This is a genomic window from Flavisolibacter ginsenosidimutans, assembly GCF_007970805.1.
Taxonomy (GTDB): Bacteria; Bacteroidota; Bacteroidia; order Chitinophagales; family Chitinophagaceae; genus Flavisolibacter; species Flavisolibacter ginsenosidimutans.
In genome coordinates this window covers 4,594,512-4,612,546 of record NZ_CP042433.1, presented here as the reverse complement: position 1 = coordinate 4,612,546, position 18,035 = coordinate 4,594,512, and the positions used below count along the sequence as shown (strand labels likewise).

Genomic DNA, 18,035 nt, shown 5'->3' with positions numbered 1-18,035 from the left:
GCTTATTTTTTTGCCGACGGCCATTCGAAATTTTTCAAGTCAACGCGTTGAAACCAATCCGATTCTTGTGCAACCAACAAACTGTTTGAAAAAATATTTTCCAGCGTGTATTCTTTCGCTTCCTTGTCGCTTAATTGTTTGGCCCAGGGCGCACGGGCTTTTGTGGCCGCGCCTTCGCCGGTGTTTTTGTATTCGGCATAAAGCGTAGTGGTTTCGTTTTGAGCGTTGCCCCAATTGTTCCAGCCTTCGGGTGCGATTTGTTTGGGCAATTCGCAACGAATAAAAGCGGTTTTTGCCGCGGCACGCCAGGGCCTTCCGAGATGAACTTTTGTTACGGAACTGTCGGCAATGATCTTGCAATCAAAAAAAACGTAGCCAAACTTTTTTCCCGGCGTGGTGCTGGCGGCGGTGATGAAAGAATTCGTTTTTTCTTTTATGGTACACGATTGAAAAACAGCCGTTGACGGACCGAAAATAAAATCGGTTGTGCCTTCAATGTAGCACTCAACAAAGTATTGCCTTGCGTTTTCCCCTGCGGCAAAAATGGTATCCTGGTTGCCGAGGAACTTGCAATTTTTAAACACGGCTTTGTCCGCATCCACGTAAAGCGCCACGGCTTGCCCAACCGGCCCTGCCGAATTGGCGAAGGTGATGTTCTCCGCAACAAAACGGTTGCCCGAAATTTTCGCTGTGTACGACGTAAAGGTTGTGAGTTTTCCACGTCCGGAATAATCGTTAAACGTGATGATGGTTTTGTCCACGCTTTCGCCAATGAATGTCACGTCGGTATTGGTAGCGGGCAGTTCAATCTTTTCGTTGTACACACCGTTTTTGATGTAAAGTGTTATTCGCGCCAGCGGATAAACCCGCATTGCGTCAATGGCATCCTGAATGTACCTGAATTCGCCGCTGCCATCCTTCGCCACCGTAAACGTGTATTTGTATTGTTGAGGATTGGATGTTTGTGCAAATACAAAGAACGTTACAAGCAAAAGAACAATCGTCGTTGTTGCTTTTTTTATCATTGGTGAAAATTATTTTGTTGGAAAAACGGTCTTTAAAAATTCGTCAATGTAATTGACCATCGGCGTAAACCAAGGCTCAAACAAAGGAAAATGATGCGGCGCATCGGCAAATGTTTTTACATCAACGTAGATGTGATTTTCCTTTAGCACTTTCATAAAATCATCGCGGCCCGCATGCATTCGCGCCACGCCGCTGTTGATGAACAAAAAAGGAACGGTGTTCGGACCAACGTAGCTTAACGGAGAAGCTTCTTCCCAAACCTTAATGTTCTCTTTTTTGGAATAGCCAAACCAAAGCGTACCGGCCGATGGCTTTTTGCTATCGTCGCCTTCGCCGGATTCGGGATGAACAAAGGAAAGCGTTCCGTCTAAATCAACGACGGCTTGCACACGCGATGAGTACTTTGTGTTGCAATCACTGCCCTCAAATTTTTCATTGCCGTTTGTGGTTCCAATCAGTGCGGCCAATTGTCCGCCGGCGGAAAAACCGCCGACAACAATTTTGTTTGTATCAATGTTGTACTTCTTCGCCTTTGCATGGATCCAGTGCAACGCGGCTTTTAAATCATGCACCGCAGCGGGATAAAGCGCTTCGGTTGACAAGCGATACTCCGGTGTAAAACAAACGTAGCCCAACGCCGCTAAATGTTGCGCCAGCGGGTAATGTTGCGTTCTGCTGCCGGAGCGCCAACCGCCGCCGTGAATCATCATCACTGCAATCCGCTTTTGCTTTGTTTTTCCCGAGGGATAAAAAGCATCAAGAACCAATTTGCGTTCGCCGGTTGTGCAATAAACAATGCCTTTCTTCTCTTTTACTTCCCTGGAATGTAGTTCAGGCGCTGCTGTTGCATCGGGATAAGCTTTGTGGATGCTGCGGTAAGCGCTGGCCGTTGAATACGATGTATCGGGAACGTTGGTAATACCGGCAGTGGATTGCGCAGCAGCCGTAAAACAAAGCGCTGTTGAAAACAGCGGTACAAAAATCTTTATGCTTCGCGAAACCGTCATTTGTTGTTTGACTTTACAAGGTGATTGATTAATTCAACATTGCTTTCTCTTAATCCGGCAAGCACCAACTCTGCGATTCTTCTTGCGCCGTACTCATTGAAATGCGTGTTGTCTTTTTGTCCGTCGGGATACGACGGATGTTCACCGGGCGCCAGTTGCATGAAAAGAAGTTTGGTATTCTCCTCTCCCATTTGTTGATAAAGTTCACGACTCATTTTGTCAAGATCAATTAACGGCACGTTGTGTTGCTTCGCTACTTCGTACACCGCAGCCGTGTAGTCGGTGTGCGTTTCCTGCGCCACACCGTCTTTAAAACGCATCCGGCTAACGGGTGTGATTAAAACAGGCGTTGCGCCTTTTGCTCTTGTCTCTGAAATGAATTTTGCAAGATTTGTTTTGTAATCGGGAACAGGCGTGTAACGGTCTTTGTATTTTTCTTCTTTGGCTTCGTCGTTGTGGCCGAATTGCATCAGCACATAATCGCCTTTTTGCAAACTATCGGCAACGGGCTGCCATCGTCCTTCGCTGATAAAAGTTCTTGTGCTTCGTCCGCCTTTGGCGCGGTTGTCAATCGTTATGCTTGAATCAAAAAAATATTTGAAGGGCATGCCCCAGCCCGTTATCGGCGCCCGTTCGGGTTCGTATTCGCACATCGTGGAATCGCCGATCAAATAAACTTTTGTTTTTGTTTTTGGCGGCAAAACAAAAGCCATCAAGGCCAGCACAGCACACAAAACGAAAACTCTTTTCATGAATGAGAAAACTTATTTTTTTCGGGGCTGGTAAATGTGTTCGGCCAACGGAAGTTTTAATGTTCTGAGTTCAGCCAGAACCATCTCCGCAATTTTTCGTGCACCCAATTCGCTAAAGTGCGTGTCATCCGCTTTGCCTTCGGGATAATTAGGATGCTCGCCAGGCTGTAAATAATTGAATAAATACTTGGAAGTTTCCGGCCCAAGTTGCTGATAAAGTGCTTGCCCTTTCGCATCCAAATCAATCAGCGGAACGTTCAGCGTTTTAGCAACGTCGCGAACAAGCTGCGAATAAACATCGTGCGTACCTTGAACGTGGCCAGCCGCGTCAAACTTTCTTCGCGCAACCGGTGTAATTAAAATTGGAATGGCCTTCTTTGCTTTTGATTCATTTACGTACCTCACAAGGTTCGCTACAAACTGTTCTTTTGTTGTGTAACTCTTTTTTGTTTCCACTTCATCGTTGTGACCAAATTGAACAAAGACGTAATCGCCTTCGTTCATGTTGTCTACGACGGGTTGCCATAAGCCTTCCGAAAGAAAGGTTCCTGTGCTGCGGCCGTTCTTTGCGCGGTCATCAACAGCAATTGTTGAATCAAAGAAATACTGAAACGGCATGCCCCATCCGGTTTCAGGATAAGTCCGCACGTCTTTAATAGACATCGTGCTGTCGCCTATCAACCAGACTTTTGTTTTCTTCGGCGGCAAGGCAAAAGCGCTTAAGAACAACAGCGCAATGAAGCAGATTTTTTTCATGATGTGATTATTTCGCAAGACTGTTAATGTAAACTTCTACGTTGGTATAAATATGATGCAGCTTTATTGCTGATGCATCAGACGCATCACCTGGATTCAATCCGTGGCCCTTCTCCCACTCATCAGGCATTCCATCTCCGTCGGAATCTTTCGGGGCCGGAAGACTTTTTAAAGAAGGCCAGGCATTCACGGTTTGTTCGTACGCCGTGCCGTGTGGATAACCACCTTGCACGTCAATAATTTTTCCTGTGCGGTTCTTTACGTCGTTGATGATGCGTGCATCCAACGTATCACGACGATAACTTGCACCGGCTTCTTTCAATACAAGTTTGTAGGCTTCCTCCGCTGGTTGGGTTGTTATCGGTTCGGTTGAAAACGGTGCATCAACTCTTGCTTTTGCCTTGTCAGCATCTGTGCCTTCGTTCATCGTTACGCCTTTCCAGTTGTCGGCCGTTACGTCCGGCGAAGCTTCGCTTACGTTTCCCGATAAATAAAATTTTCCGTAATCAAGCTTCGGTAATTTTTTGTAAGGGTTGACGATGCGGTTCTTCACCACGTCTTTTGTATTTGGTCCGGGACGGTAATAATTGTTGATCATGTTGTACGTGCCGCCTTCGCCCGCATAAGCATTGTTGCTGCCCCAATCGTAAATCACGTTGTTGCAAAAGTCAACGGCCTCCGACGGAATGTTTCGTGCGCCGTCAAATCGCGGCGTGCGGCTTACGCAATGCGCAAAAAGATTGTGATGCGCCGACGTATGTCTGCCGCCCCAAATGCCGCCGTAGCCGTGATGCTCGTAATCTTTGTCGCCGGTTTCAAAGTGATAAGAATAGTTGAGAGGTTCGCTGATTAAATTCCACTGAAGCGTTGTGCTGTCGCCGCCGTAAACGCTAAAAGCTTCGTCTGTGCTCCAGCTCATGCTGCAATGGTCAATGATGATTTTGTTCCGCCGCGTGCCGCCAAAAGCATCATCGCCGCCGTTGCCGTCAACCATGCCGCCTTTTTGATTCTTATCACCCATGCGAAAGCGCATGTAGCGAACGATAATGTTGTTACCGCCAAGCATTACCGGTTGATCAGCAAGACAAATACCGTCGCCGGGTGCGGTTTGCCCGGCAATTGTTGCATCGCCCTTTATGGAAAGCGGCGTGTTCAAGTGAATCGTTCCCGAAACGGCGAACACAATGATGCGCGGAAATTTTGCTTCTGCAGCTTCGCGAAAACTTCCTTCACCTGCATCGGCCAAATTTTTCACCACCATCACTTTTCCACCGCGGCCACCCGTTGTGAATTTGCCAAACCCTTCGGCAGAAGGAAAGGCAAGCGCAATTTCATCAGCTTTGCCGGTTGCCGCTTTTTGTTGTGCGCAGGATACAATGCACAGTGAAAAAATAAAGGGGTAGTAAAGAAAATGTTTAAACATAGCAAACAACTGTTTGGTCAAGGCGAAGTGTTCAGCGTTGTGCAAATAAATATGCGGTAACAAGTCTAAACAGAAATCGGTTGCAAGCCATCGGCACGGGAAGATTTAATTGCGCAATCGTTACCGAGAACGTTGCCAAACGCTTTCTTTCAGTATTTGACACAAATGGTTATACAGCCTTCTCGTTATCCGTTTAAAATAGAAAAAGAGGGTTGCAAAATTTTGCAACCCTCTTTTGAAACAAAAAAACTATGTTTTAGTAACCAGGATTCTGCGGCATGTTGGAGGCGAAACCACCGTAGGCCGTAATGGCATCTTGCGGAATGGGCAGCAACTCCGATTTGTTCGGAACAAAATTGGTGGCGTAGTGCGCCAATACGGCGGCTGCGGTTGTCTTTGTAGGATCCGTTGTAATCACGATCCACGCCACTTTCGTTGAACCCGCCGGCGTAGAACTTGGTGCCTTTGCGTACCACGAATTCAAAACAATGCCACCGATGTTTAAATCGTCAGAAGCCGTTCTTGCCCTATAGAACATTGATACCGGTAAGTTAGCCAAATTGCCGACATACGAAGGGTAGCCTGCCATATACGAAGGTTGGGCCAATGTACCTGTCAAGGTCGTTCCTGTAGTGGTGCCGAATAAAGCGATGTTGCTTTTTGACTCGGTGATGGCCGTTGCCAAAAGATTCCAGCGAATCAAATCGTATTTCCGTACGCCTTCAGCGCCCAACTCCAACTCTCTTTCCCGCACGAGGTATTTAAAGAAATCGCTTTTGCTCAAGCCGGCCGGAATATCATTGTTTGAATTGCCGAACGCTCTTCTCCTAACCAGGTTAATGGCATTGTACGCAGCCGTTGTCGGACCGTTTAATTCGTTCTCGGCTTCTGCGAACATCAGCAATACATCAGCGTAACGAAGGATTTGCCACTTGAAACCGGAATAGTTGTTCAAATACGTTCCGGCAGCCAGCGGCGGGTTCAGCCAATCGCGACGGTACTTGCCATCAAAGACGCTGGTGATAGGCTGCCCTTTTTTATAAAATGTTACGCCATCGGGCGCCAAGGTATCGGAATACGGCACACAGGTTACGTCTCTGCGGGTATCAGTTGAATCGAACATATAAAAATAAGTGGGCAGAATAAACACACTACTGGTGCCGGTGGAGCCTGTTTGTGTGGCCAGGTCCACAACGGTAGGTCCGCTGTTGTAACCAATCTTGGTATCTGCAGAAGCCGTGCGACCAATAGCCGTTACCTGGAACATTAACTCGCCGTTCGGGTCCCAGGCCGTACGACCACCCACCTGGTTCTTCCAAAGGTCTTTGAAGCTCGGGTTTAAGCTGTGCTGGGCTGACGTGATAATGTCGTTCGTTTCATCCCGGGCAATCTGATAATAGGTTTGTGGATTGGAACCCTGCTTCATGGTTCCGCTTTGCCGCAAAGAATAACCGGCTCTAGCCAAGGCAATGCGTGCACGCAAGCCTTTTACTGTGCCTTTGGTAATGCGTTCGTCCTGCGGGTCACCAATGGAGGTAACCTCGTTGCGCCAGGGAACTAATGCTTCAGCAGTTTTCAGGTCGTTCAGAATTTGGTCGTACAAAACATCGCGGTCGGTTCTTTTAGGGAAGGGGTCTTGCGTTGCCAGTTCTTCAGCCGCTGTAAAATGCGCGGGCAGGTCGCCCCAGTTGCGAATGGCTTCGGCATAAAACTGTGCTCTTAACGTCAACGCTTCACCATACATCCGTTGCAATTGCTTTTTCTGGCCATCCGATCCGTTGTCGTACAAATCCATCTTCGGAATGCTTTCGATGCAGACGTTGGCGTACTGAATGCCTTTGAACAACTGTGTGTACGGCGCAAAAATTTGACTATTTCCCGGGGTTGTCGCATACAATGGAAAATCTCTCCGGCTGCCGTCCGCGTTACCCGTTGGCCCCTCCGTTTCATCCGTACCCACCGAGAAATAAAGATTCAACCGCAAGCCGTATCCCGCATCGCCGGTCAATTGATTGTACACGCCGATCAACGCGGCTCTTGTTGTTTCAACGCTGTTGAAAACAAAGTCGGGACCTACGGCTGTAATGGGTTGTTGGTCGAGGTATTTTTTACAGCTTCCCAAACCCAGCATCAGGCTCGATGCGGCCAGAAGCGTTATTTTATGCAGATATCTTTTGTTCATATAGAAATGTTGTTCTCGTTATTAAAAAGTTGCTTGCACGCCAAAGAGGTAAAGACGGCTTTTGGGATAAGCCGAGTAATCAAGCCCCGGTGTTAAGCCGCTGCTCGCCACGCTAACTTCCGGATCGTAACCGGTATAGTTTGTCCAGATGGCAAGGTTGTTTCCGGTAACATACAGTCGAAGCCTGCTCACGATTTTGTGTGGCCTGAAAGTGTAACCAATGGTTACGTTGTTCAAGCGGAGGAAAGAGCCGTCTTCAATGGCCCAAGAGCTGGGGTAATAGCTAAAGTTGCCGCCGCCCGAACCAAAGTTGCTGAAACCGCCGGGCATCCAGAGCGTTGCGTTGGCGTTTACTTTTGCCAACACATCGGGAGGAGCACCATAAGCATAAACTGTATTCTGCTCAGTTCTAAAAGTCTCGACCACGTTTCCGTTTGCATCAACGGTTTTCCAACGGTTATTCATCAGTGCCAAAAGGTTTGACGTTACGTTGTAGCCGCTGGTGAATTCAATCTTGTTGGCATTGTAAATTTTGTTGCCGTAAGAAAAGTTTACAAAGATGCTCGCGTCCCAGTTTTTATAAGAAAACTGTTGGTTCAATCCACCGCTGAACTTGGGCGTAGGATCACCAATAACGGTGCGGTCGTTGATGTCAATGATGCCGTCGCCGTTGAGGTCTTTAAACCTCTCGGCACCGGGCACCACGTTCGAACCCAATCCGGTCATAACGGCTACGCCGGGTTTAATGGTATAGCGGCCCGTTGCAAGGTCGTAGTTAAAATCACTCAACTGGTAAAAGCCATCAGACACCCAGCCGTACATGGACCCAACCGGCGACCCCACTCTGTTCAGGTAGTCGTTCGGCTGGCCAGAGATTCCCCAGGCCGGGCCGGCGGGATAATCCGTTTGTCCAAGCGACAAAGCCGTTACTCTGTTCTTGTTGTGCGAGATGTTGAAATTAGCGCTCCAGTTCAGGCCTCTGGGGCGTTGCAGGATTACGGCGTTGAGCTGCAGTTCAACACCTTTATTGCTGGTGGCGCCTACGTTTTGCAATTGCGTGGTAAAGCCGAAGGTCGGTGCAATCTTCGCGTTTAACAACAGTTTATCCGAGGTGTTATTATACACATCCACGCTCATGTTCAAACGGTTTTTCAGCAACGAGATGTCTATACCAATATTGCGGTTCACCAGGCTTTCCCATTGCAGGGCCGTGTTGGCAAGGTAATTCTGCGTATAAGCATTCACTGATTGATTGTTTAAGGCATAGTACGTTGTCCCGTAAACAAATGAGGTCAAGAACAAATAATCACCGATGCGGTTGTTACCGATTTTACCGTAGCCAACGCGCAGTTTAAGATCGTTGATAAAGTCAACGTTCTCCAAAAACTTCTCACGTTTTACACGCCAGGCCAAAGAGCCGCCGGGGAAAAAGCCCCACTGGTTTCCGGGCGCAAACTTGGAAGCGCCGTCGTACCGTGCGTTGAGCGAAAGAAGGTACTTGTCTGCAAAATTGTAATTGATGCGGCCAAAGAAAGACAAGTTGGTATAACGCAGTTTGGTATAAACCGGATAGCCAGGCCACATGGTGGCTGCTGTGCCGGGCTGATTACTGAAGGCATCGGCGTGCGAAATGCCTTTTGGATACCCGCTGAATTGACCGGAGCGCTGATCGGTGCGCAGGTCATATGTTTCTTCACCCAACAGCACATCAAACGTGTGCTTGTTTTTCCAGTTACGTACCGAGTAGGTAAGAACGTTTGAATTGTTGAACGTTTTGCGATAAACGGTATCAAGCTGCACAATTGGTTTGCCGCCACCCTGGTTTACTGAGAAGGATGTAATGGAATCGAAGAAGCGCCGGTCGGTAAAATTGTTCTGATCGTACCCAAACGTAGAGCGGAAAGAAAGTTGTTTGGTGATTTGATAAGAAGCCGTCGCGCTGAAATTGTAATCAATGGTTGTTTTCCTACGGTACTCAGCGTTGGAAAGGGCAATGGGATTTACCAACGTTACACCGTTGCCCGGATTGACCACCGTCGGGTCGCTGTAATCGAGCGGAACGTCTTTCACAAAAAACGGAACGTACTTTACTGCATTGCGTAAGCGGGCATAAGATGTGCTTCCATCGCTGGTGCCGGCACCCGTAACATCCTGGTTAAGATAACGCCCTGTGACACCAACTTTCAGCTTGCTCGTGGCGTTATAGTCGGCCTTTATATTTAAAATGTGCCGGTTAAACATAGAGTTCTGAACAATTGGTTTTTCGTTGTTAAACGTGTAACCGAAGTTGTAGGTAATTTTTTTGTTGCCACCCGATGCCGATACGTTGTGCGTGGTGCTGATGCCGGTACGGCCCATTACTTCTTTTTGCCAGTCAATGGGAGAAATGTTCTTGTAAACATTTAATGTATCCCAGGTTGATCCGTAGGTCTTGGCAAAGTTTGTATCGTTTCTTGCCTTGGCCACTTCGTACTGCCAGGTTACAAAATCATAAGGACTCATAACCTCTAATTCCTTGGCCAGTTTCCGAACACCGATGTAGCCGTTGTACGTTACCACCGTGCGACCCGGACGACCGGACTTTGTGGTAATTACGATAACGCCGTTGGCACCGCGTGCACCGTAAATAGCGGTGGCAGCCGCGTCTTTTAACACGTCGATACTTTGAATGTCCTGCGGGGCGATGATGCTTAAGGCATTCTCTACCTGCACACCGTCCACGATGTACAAGGGATCGTTGTTCTGGGTGATGGAAATGCCGCCGCGGACGCGGATTCGCACTTGCGCATCCGGTGAGCCTTCGGACGTGGTTGCGGTTACACCGGCCAAACGTCCGTTAAGCGCTTCAGCAGCAGATGTTAACGGCACGTCTTTTAAATCCCTAGCGCCAATGGACGATACAGAGGCCGTAAGGTCTTTGCGGCGTATCGTTTGGTAACCAATAACCACCACGTCTAACGCAGCCGATGAAGAGGCCAGCGTTACGTTAATGGTTGTTTTGTTATCAACGGTTACTTCCTGAGGATTGTAGCCCACAGAACTAAAAACCAAAACAGCTTTTCCGTTGTCTGGGACGGAAATTGAAAAATCACCGCGGGCATCCGTAACGGTACCTATCCTGGCGCCTTTTACCGTCACGTTCACACCCGAAACACCGGCAGCAAGGCTGTCGGAATTAACGTGTCCGGTGACGCGGCGGGTTTGTGACCAGGCAATTGACGTAAGGAGACAAAGCAGCAGAGAAAAACAGAATTTTCCTTTCATATACAAGCTTAACAATTTGAACGAGGTTGCAGAAGAGGTTGGGTGTTTTCGTGCGAACGGATTGCAGCAATCAATTGTTTTATTCAACGGCTGTAACCGTAACGAAACGCTTCGCCGGCAAAGCCTCCCACCTCATTTCAACTGACAAGTCTAAAGACATATCCATTGCCCGCAAGCGCCGGTATGCGATTTATTTACGCAATCGTTACCGAGAACGTTTGCAGTTGAGGAGGTGCGGTGAAAACTCATTACTTTTAAACGGTCTTAGCAAAAAATCACCCGACGATTCTTTCACCATGAAGTTTGAAAGCGCCACCATCAAAGACATTGCCAAAGCCCTTAACCTTTCTACCTCTACTGTTTCGCGTGCACTGCGCGGCAGCTACGAAATCAGCGCCGAAACCAAAAAGCAAGTGTTGGAGTACGCCGAAAAAATCAACTACCGTCCTAACCCCATTGCACTCAGTTTAAAAGAACGCAGAACACGTGCCATCGGCGTCGTGGTAAGCGAAATTGCCAACAACTTTTTTTCGCAGGCCATTAACGGCATCGAAAGCATCGCCTACAACCGCAGCTACCACGTCATCATCACGCAGAGCCACGAAAGCGCCGAACGCGAAAGGGTAAACGTAGAACACATGGCGGCCCGCGGTGTGGATGGCTTGCTCGTTTCTCTTTCCTCGGAAGCCACCGACCTTTCCTATTTAAAAGAACTGCACGAAAAGGGCATGCCCATCGTCTTCTTTGACCGCGTGACGAATGAAATACAAACGCACAAAGTCATTGCCGACAATTACCTCGGCGCCTTTCACGCAACCGAACACCTCATTTACCAAGGCTATAAAAAAATAGCACACATTACCTCCTCGCCCTACCTCTCCATCACCAAAGAGAGGCTGGACGGCTACAAAGCTGCATTGGAGAAGCACAAAATTCCTTTTAACGAAAGCCTGATAAAACACTGCAACCACGGCGGAATGATTGTAGAGGAAGTAGAAGACGTGTTGAATGAGCTGTACAAAAGCAAAACAAAACCGGATGCCATCTTCACAGCCGGCGACCGGTTGACCATTGTTTGCTTTGGCATTTTAAAACGCATGAAGCAAAAAAAAGAAGCCGGCTTTACCGGCTTTACCAACACGCAGGTAGGCGATTTGTTTTCGCCGCAACTGACCGTGGTGCGCCAGCCTGCATTTGACATCGGACAAACGGCTACTGAACTTCTCATTCAAATTATTGAAAGCCGGCGGCCGGTCACGGAATTTGAAACCCGCACGCTGGAGACTTCACTCATCATTCGCGAATCATCGCTGAAGAAAGCAAATTCCGCTGCGGAAAGCGGAAGCGTGCAAGCGTAGGCTTTTCAATTTTATATACCCGGCTTTGGTAATCCTCTTCATCTTTTCTTGCGTCGCACACTTGTGCGTTCAGAAGTTCATTCAACTTTTTTCGCGCAGCGACGCAACGACTCTACGACGCAGCGTCGTGGCGTGAAAGTCTTTGTTGCATAGCGAACAAAGCGTACACGAGTGCGACGCAACGGAAGTTTATAGTAGCAACACAGCCGGGTTCATAAAATCCGCAATGAATTTCTGCTATGCCTTCGATGGCTTTAGGTGATAGGCTTTGGGTTTGGTAAAAGCCCTCAACCCGGCGTATGAAAGCGTGCTGCCAAAGCCCGAATGCTTTCGGCCGCTCCACGGAAGGGCAGCGCTTACCCGGTCGCAGCAATTCCAGTAAGCCGTGCCGGTATTCAGCCGTTGAAGAATCGTTGTTGCTCTTTCTTCGTTGCCGCTGTACACCGAAGCCGTTAAGCCGTATTCGGTGTCCTGCATTTTTTCAACGGCTTCTTCGTCGCCGCTTACTTTCATAATGCCGATGACAGGACCGAAACTTTCGTCTTTCATTACACGCATGTCCTGCGTGACGGCCGCAAGAACGGTGGGTTCAAAATAATAACCTTTGCCTTGTGCTTTCTTTCCGCCGGTAAGAAGCGTTGCTCCTTTGGCAAGCGCATCATCAATTTGATTTTGCAAAACGTTTATTTGTTCTTTCCGGCTCAGCGGCCCGATGTAAACGCCTTCTTCTGTTGGCAATCCCGTTTTGTAAGACTTTACTTCGTTCACAAACGCTTCGAGGTATTTGTCGTAAATATTTTCGTGTACGTAGATGCGTTCCACCGCGCAGCAGCTTTGGCCGTTGTTGTAAAACGCACCATCGGCGCTAGCCGCGGCCACAGCTTTGATGTCGGCAATATCGTCGGCAACGTAAAGCGGATCTTTGCCGCCCAATTCGCATTGACAGGGAACCATCTTCGGCGCCACTCTTTCGTATATGTATTTGCCGGTTTTGTACGAGCCGGTAAAAAAGTAGCCGTCAAACGCAATATCCAACAAGGCTTTGCCCACATCGCCTTTGCCGATGGCTGTTTGAAAAACATCGTCCGGTACGCCTGCGGCTTTCAAATACTTTTCAATTTGCAGTGCGGTCAGTGTAGCGTATTCCGATGGCTTGTACAGCACCGCGTTGCCCGCAAGCAAGGCAGGAACAAAAACGTTCACGCCAACGAGGTAGGGATAGTTCCAGGCGGAGATGTTGCACACAACACCGAGCGGTTCGTAAACGATTCTTTCCTGCAATCCTTCTTCGTCCGTCATCAGTTCGTCCGCTAAATATTTTTCCGCATTCGTTGTAAGCCACTTGATGCGGGTGCAAGCTCCGTTGATTTCGTTTCGTGATTGCTGCAATGGCTTCCCAACTTCGGTCGTGAGAATGCGTGCAAGTCCTTCTGTGTTTTCTTGTAACAGCTTCGCAAAATTTTGCACGACATCGATTCTCACCTTCAACGAAGTATTTGCCCAAGCTTTTTGTCCGTTCTGTAATGCGGCCATTTTTTGCGAGAGCGATGCGTCTGTATCCTCATTCAGTTCCGCAATTGGTTCTTCTGTTGCGGGATTCACGACAATAAGTTTTTTCATGTTGGTGTTTCGAATTTCTTGCAGAAAACGTTCTTTTATTTTTTGCGAAAGCGGGTTTGCCTCTTTGTTCGCCATGCGTTCGGGATGCCATTGCACGCAGAGCAAAAAACCCTTGTTCTTCTTGTCATCAAATTCAAGTCCTTCGATGACTCCATCACTTGCTGAAAACGCACTTGCCCGCAAATTTTTTCCAATTGCAGCGGGAACAATTGCCTGGTGATGCGCACTGTTCACGTCGGCGTTTTTACTGCTGGTAATTTCAAAAAGCAAGCTGCCCGTTTCCATGTTTACGTCGTGCACTTTATCGGCCTCGGTGTCTTTTTTGTGAAGCTGATTTCCGCTGTCTAAATCTTGAACCAACTTTCCTCCTTCCAACACGTTTACCAATTGCATGCCTCTGCAAATAGCCAGCAAAGGAAGCTTGTGTTGTTGTGCGTATTTGTAAATATTTTTTTCAAAAACATCACGTTCGATTTCAAAAACATTGGGTTTGTTTTCGTAATCATCCGACGCGTTGTAAAAAGAAGGATGAATGTCAACGCCGCCGGTTAGCACAAAACCATCACAAGTTGAAATGTCTTCAACGTTGTTCTTCTCAAAAGACAGTTCAACGAGTTCAAGGTCGTTGGCCAAATCCTCTTTGGTAAACCAATCCCAATAAAGGTGAAAATTGGTGCGGGAAAAAGTAACTCCGATTCTTCTCTTGCTGGGTTCCATAGTTCAAAGGTATTTCTTACAAAGCCTTTGTATAAAGCTGCCTGAAGTCTTCCCGGCTTACGGGTTTGGGATTGTTGGGGTGAGCAAAATCGGCTTCGGCTAAGTCAGCCAATACTTCAACGTGTTCCTCTTTCACGCCAATGTCGCGCAGCCTGTGCGGAATATTTATTTTAGAATTTAAGTCAAACAAATATTGCACAACGGCTTCGCCGCTTTCTTCTTTCAGTTCCAGCGTTCGTGCAATTCGCCGGAACTTTTCTTCAAAGCCTTTGACGTTAAATTCCATACCGTAGGGAATGTTCACCGCGTTGGCTAAACCGTGGTGCGTATCCAACAAAGCTGAAAGCGGGTGCGCCAGCGAATGCACCACACCCAAGCCTTTTTGAAAGGCCACGGCGCCCATGAGCGAAGCAATCAACATCTTGCTTCGCGATTCAAGATCAGGATTGTTTACCGCTTTTTCCAACGATTGATGAATAAGGTAAATGCCTTCCAGCGCAATGCCGTCGCACATCGGGTGTGGCATCTTTGCCAGGAAAGCTTCCATGTTGTGCGTAAGTGCATCCATGCCGGTGGCTGCTGTTACGAAAGGCGGTAAATCCATTGTAAGGAGCGGATCGGCAAAAACAATTTTCGCAAGCAGCTTTGGCGAGAACAAAATCCTTTTTTGATGCGTTTCGTCATCGGCAATGATGGCGCTGCGGCCTACTTCGCTTCCAGTTCCCGCAGTTGTCGGAATGGTAATAAAATGCGGGACCTCGTTCGTCACGTAAACATCACCGCCAATCAAATCATCGTACTTAAACAAATCCTCGCGATGATTAACGCGAAGTACAATTGCTCTTGCCACGTCTAAAGCAACGCCGCCACCAATGCCAACAATGCTGTCACGGCCTGTTGCATCGTACACATCGGTGCCTTTGTACACGTCGCTTTTTACCGGGTTTTTGTGCAGGTCGTGAAAGACTTCAACCGTAAGCTTTTTTCGCTCCAAGCCTTTTACAATCTTTTTAAAAAAATCCAGTTGCGCTACTACAGGATCGGTGACGATCAAAGGATGCAGAAGATTGTGCTTTTGCAGGTAGTCAGCCAACTCATTGCTGGCGCCTGCGCCAAAGCGAATGGTTGTCGGAAAGTTGTATTGATAAACGGTGTCGAAGTTCATGGCTTCAATTTGCGTTCAGATGATTTCGAAATAGCGTTTGTACTCCCAATCGGTGACGGCCTTTAAATGCTGCTTCCACTCCCACTCTCTCGTTTGCACAAAATGCTCAACAAAGCCTTCACCAAAAATTTCTTTCGCAACGGTTGATTCTTTCATGGCAGCCGTTGCTTTTTCCAGCGTGTTTGGTAATGTACCGTTTGAATAATCGCGGTAGCCGTTGCCAACGGTTGCGGCTTGTAACGAGAGCTTATTTTTTATGCCGTATAAACCACTGCCAAGACAAGCGGCCATTGCGAGGTAAGGATTCACATCCGCACCGATGACTCTTGTTTCCAAACGGCAACTTTTTTTACTGCCGTTCAACACCCGCAAGGCAACCGTGCGGTTGTCAACAGCCCACGTTAAAGTTGTTGGCGCCCAGACACCTTCTACCAAACGTTTGTAACTATTGATGGTTGGCGCAAACATGGGCAAGACAAAAGGAAGGCAATGCAATTGCCCGGCAACGTAGCGCTTCATTGTTTCGCTCATTTTTTGCGCATCCTTCTCGTCGTAAAAAACATTCGCATCCTTCTTCCACAAGCTTTGATGAACGTGACCGCCGCAACCCGGAAGGTTCTCGCTGATCTTTGCCATGAACGTGGCCATCACGCCGTGTTTGTAGGCAATCTCTTTCACCGCTGTTTTGAACAACACAGCTCTGTCGGCAGCTTCTAAAACATCGCTGTAAACAATGGCTGCTTCGTATGTACCCGGTCCGGTTTCGGTGTGCAAACCTTCGAGCGGCACGTTGAATTTTTTTAGCAGTTCAAATAAATCCGTAAAGAAAGGATTGTTCAGCGTGCTGCGCAGAACGGAGTAACCAAACATGCCCGGTGTGAGCGGCGTTAAATCCCGAAAACCTTTCTCGTTTGCAGTCTGTGGCGTCTCCGTAAAATTGAACCATTCAAATTCCTGCGAAAACGAAGGTGTGAAGCCAAGTGCTTCGGCATCATGCAAAACTTTTTTTAGCAATTGTCGCGGACACACCGATGAAGGTTTACCATCCGCAGCCAAGAAATCACCAAGGAAAAAAGGAACATCGTTTTCCCAGGGAATCTTCCGAAATGTATTGATATCTATTTGTGCGGGACAATCGGGGTAACCAGTGTGCCAGCCGGTATAGTTCGCGTTGTCGTACGCAAGGTCCGATGCATCCCAACCGAACACCACGTCGCAAAAACCGGTGGCGCTTTCAATTGCTGCCAAAAATTTTTCTACCGAAATGTATTTGCCGCGAAGAATGCCGTCGATATCCGCGAAAGCAATTTTTACTTTTCCGGATGGATGGCCTTTTACGTATTGAATGATTTCGTTCTTGTTCATGGTTTAACAAGGGCTGTGGGTTTCTAAATCGTCGCTACCACTAAGGTAACAAGCTTTCTGCGCGGCCAATGATGACTTCTTCTTTTTGCCTCGCAAACAATTTAAACGCGGCGAAGCTTAGAAGCAAAACCAGGAAATAAATTCCGCACAAGGTTAGGTTGTAAACGCAAAGGGCAACAAAAGAAAGAAGGCCGATGACCAGTGCCACAATCGGCAACAGGGGATATAACGGCACTTGAAAAGGCCGCTCAAGAGACGGCTCTGATTTCCTTAATCTCAATAAAGAAATCATTGAAAGAATGTAAAGCGTAAGCGCACCAAATACCGATACGGTAATGATTTGATCCGTCTTACCCGTGAGCAAAGCCACGATGCCGATGAGCATGTTCACCAGCAAAGCGGCGGCCGGCGTTTTAGTTCGCGGATGAACCTTTCCTAAAAAAGAAGGCGCAAAACGCACACGGCCGAATTCAAAAGTAGAACGTCCTGCTGCCAGTATCAAGCCGTGAAAAGAAGCCACCAAACCAAACAAACCAACGGTGATTAAAAGATGATAAAACAAGCCGCTCCTGCCGGCCACTTTTGCCAGTGCAAGCGGTAGCGGCGAATCGGAAGTTGCACCGTCTTTGTAAACAATCGCTTGCCATCCGTTCACACCAACGGAAGCACCAAAAGTCAGAACGCATAAAACAACAAGCGTAAGAATGGCCGAACCAAAGCCTTTCAAAATCGTTCGCTGCGGGTTGATGGCTTCTTCGGCTACGTTGGCTACGCCTTCGATGCCCAAGAAAAACCAAATGGCAAATGGTACCGCTGCCGCCACGCCACGCCAACCATTTGGGAAAGCTTCTGTCTTTAAATTATGCCATTGAAAATGCGGAAGCGTAATGCCGCTAAACAAGAGCAGTTCGCCAACGGCAAGAACGGTGATGATCAATTCAAACGTTGCTGCGGCTTTGACGCCTAAAATATTCAATAGCGTAAATAGGCCGTAAGCAAAAACAGCAATGGCAACAACCGGAATTTGCGGAAAGAACAAATTGAAATATGCGCCAATGGCAAAGGCAATGGCTGGTGGCGCAAAAATGAATTCAATGTTTTGGGCCATGCCGGTGATGAAGCCAAGATCTTTTCCCAACGCACGTTTGGCGTAATCAAATGCACCGCCGGCTTTTGGAATGGCGCAAGCCAGTTCGGCATAACTGAAGGTGAAGCAGACGTAAAGAATGATGATAAAAAACGTAGCGATGGCCATGCCCAACGTACCGCCTTTCTCCAAACCAAGGTTCCACCCGAAATACATGCCGGAGATGACGTAGCCAACACCAAGTCCCCAAAGCAAGGTTGGGGTAAGCGTTCGTTTTAATTGTGCGGGAGAAGACAAAAGGAAATTTTGTTTC

At 47.9% G+C, this 18,035-nt stretch carries 12 protein-coding genes; 1 reads left to right on the top strand and 11 read right to left on the bottom strand.

Annotated features, from left to right (window positions below):
- Positions 1–2: 2 nt before the first annotated feature.
- The 7 genes from FSB75_RS19635 to FSB75_RS19605 form a co-directional block, all read right to left on the bottom strand.
- The gene (locus FSB75_RS19635; protein WP_146790950.1) at positions 3–1,025 is read right to left on the bottom strand and encodes a pectinesterase family protein; all 1,023 of its coding nucleotides are present in this window, start codon (positions 1,023–1,025) and stop codon (positions 3–5) included.
- Positions 1,026–1,034: 9 nt separating this feature from the next.
- Complete coding sequence (locus FSB75_RS19630; protein WP_146790948.1) at positions 1,035–2,033, bottom strand: alpha/beta hydrolase; 999 nt, start codon at positions 2,031–2,033, stop codon at positions 1,035–1,037.
- The gene (locus tag FSB75_RS19625) at positions 2,030–2,785 is read right to left on the bottom strand and encodes a rhamnogalacturonan acetylesterase (RefSeq protein ID WP_146790946.1); all 756 of its coding nucleotides are present in this window, start codon (positions 2,783–2,785) and stop codon (positions 2,030–2,032) included. The genes FSB75_RS19630 and FSB75_RS19625 overlap by 4 nt, the downstream gene beginning before the upstream one ends.
- A gap of 12 nt (positions 2,786–2,797) precedes the next feature.
- A complete protein-coding gene (locus FSB75_RS19620) occupies positions 2,798–3,541 on the bottom strand; it encodes a rhamnogalacturonan acetylesterase (protein ID WP_146790944.1) in 744 nt (247 codons plus the stop codon).
- A gap of 7 nt (positions 3,542–3,548) precedes the next feature.
- On the bottom strand, positions 3,549–4,964 hold the full coding sequence (locus tag FSB75_RS19615; RefSeq protein ID WP_146790942.1) for a pectate lyase: 1,416 nt from the start codon (positions 4,962–4,964) through the stop codon (positions 3,549–3,551).
- Positions 4,965–5,220: 256 nt separating this feature from the next.
- Positions 5,221–7,146, bottom strand: a complete 1,926-nt coding sequence (locus FSB75_RS19610) for a RagB/SusD family nutrient uptake outer membrane protein (protein ID WP_146790940.1) — start codon at positions 7,144–7,146, stop codon at positions 5,221–5,223.
- 21 nt (positions 7,147–7,167) lie between these two features.
- Positions 7,168–10,410 (bottom strand): SusC/RagA family TonB-linked outer membrane protein, encoded by a 3,243-nt coding sequence (locus FSB75_RS19605; protein WP_146790938.1) that lies wholly within the window; start codon positions 10,408–10,410, stop codon positions 7,168–7,170.
- A gap of 296 nt (positions 10,411–10,706) precedes the next feature.
- On the opposite strand from FSB75_RS19605, the gene FSB75_RS19600 reads away from it, so the two are divergent.
- Positions 10,707–11,768, top strand: coding sequence for a LacI family DNA-binding transcriptional regulator (locus FSB75_RS19600; protein WP_146790936.1), 1,062 nt, complete (start codon positions 10,707–10,709; stop codon positions 11,766–11,768).
- Positions 11,769–12,005: 237 nt separating this feature from the next.
- On the opposite strand, the gene FSB75_RS19595 is transcribed toward FSB75_RS19600, so the two are convergent.
- The 4 genes from FSB75_RS19595 to eat are packed head-to-tail and all read right to left on the bottom strand — an operon-like array spanning position 12,006 to position 18,019.
- On the bottom strand, positions 12,006–14,105 hold the full coding sequence (locus tag FSB75_RS19595; RefSeq protein WP_227990668.1) for an aldehyde dehydrogenase family protein: 2,100 nt from the start codon (positions 14,103–14,105) through the stop codon (positions 12,006–12,008).
- 16 nt (positions 14,106–14,121) lie between these two features.
- A complete protein-coding gene (locus FSB75_RS19585) occupies positions 14,122–15,270 on the bottom strand; it encodes an iron-containing alcohol dehydrogenase (protein ID WP_146790934.1) in 1,149 nt (382 codons plus the stop codon).
- Between the two features lie 15 nt (positions 15,271–15,285).
- Positions 15,286–16,635, bottom strand: coding sequence for a glutamine synthetase family protein (locus tag FSB75_RS19580; protein ID WP_146790932.1), 1,350 nt, complete (start codon positions 16,633–16,635; stop codon positions 15,286–15,288).
- A 40-nt stretch (positions 16,636–16,675) separates the two neighbouring features.
- The gene (gene eat / locus FSB75_RS19575; protein WP_146790930.1) at positions 16,676–18,019 is read right to left on the bottom strand and encodes an ethanolamine permease; all 1,344 of its coding nucleotides are present in this window, start codon (positions 18,017–18,019) and stop codon (positions 16,676–16,678) included.
- Positions 18,020–18,035: the final 16 nt, after the last annotated feature.

Coding starts and splice junctions, on each gene's coding strand:
- FSB75_RS19585 (WP_146790934.1), bottom strand. CDS start 15,270: ATGAACTTCGACACCGTTTATCAATACAACTTTCCGACAACCATTCGC.
- FSB75_RS19600 (WP_146790936.1), top strand. CDS start 10,707: ATGAAGTTTGAAAGCGCCACCATCAAAGACATTGCCAAAGCCCTTAAC.
- FSB75_RS19605 (WP_146790938.1), bottom strand. CDS start 10,410: ATGAAAGGAAAATTCTGTTTTTCTCTGCTGCTTTGTCTCCTTACGTCA.
- FSB75_RS19635 (WP_146790950.1), bottom strand. CDS start 1,025: ATGATAAAAAAAGCAACAACGACGATTGTTCTTTTGCTTGTAACGTTC.
- FSB75_RS19620 (WP_146790944.1), bottom strand. CDS start 3,541: ATGAAAAAAATCTGCTTCATTGCGCTGTTGTTCTTAAGCGCTTTTGCC.
- FSB75_RS19615 (WP_146790942.1), bottom strand. CDS start 4,964: ATGTTTAAACATTTTCTTTACTACCCCTTTATTTTTTCACTGTGCATT.
- FSB75_RS19630 (WP_146790948.1), bottom strand. CDS start 2,033: ATGACGGTTTCGCGAAGCATAAAGATTTTTGTACCGCTGTTTTCAACA.
- FSB75_RS19610 (WP_146790940.1), bottom strand. CDS start 7,146: ATGAACAAAAGATATCTGCATAAAATAACGCTTCTGGCCGCATCGAGC.
- FSB75_RS19625 (WP_146790946.1), bottom strand. CDS start 2,785: ATGAAAAGAGTTTTCGTTTTGTGTGCTGTGCTGGCCTTGATGGCTTTT.
- FSB75_RS19595 (WP_227990668.1), bottom strand. CDS start 14,105: ATGGAACCCAGCAAGAGAAGAATCGGAGTTACTTTTTCCCGCACCAAT.
- FSB75_RS19580 (WP_146790932.1), bottom strand. CDS start 16,635: ATGAACAAGAACGAAATCATTCAATACGTAAAAGGCCATCCATCCGGA.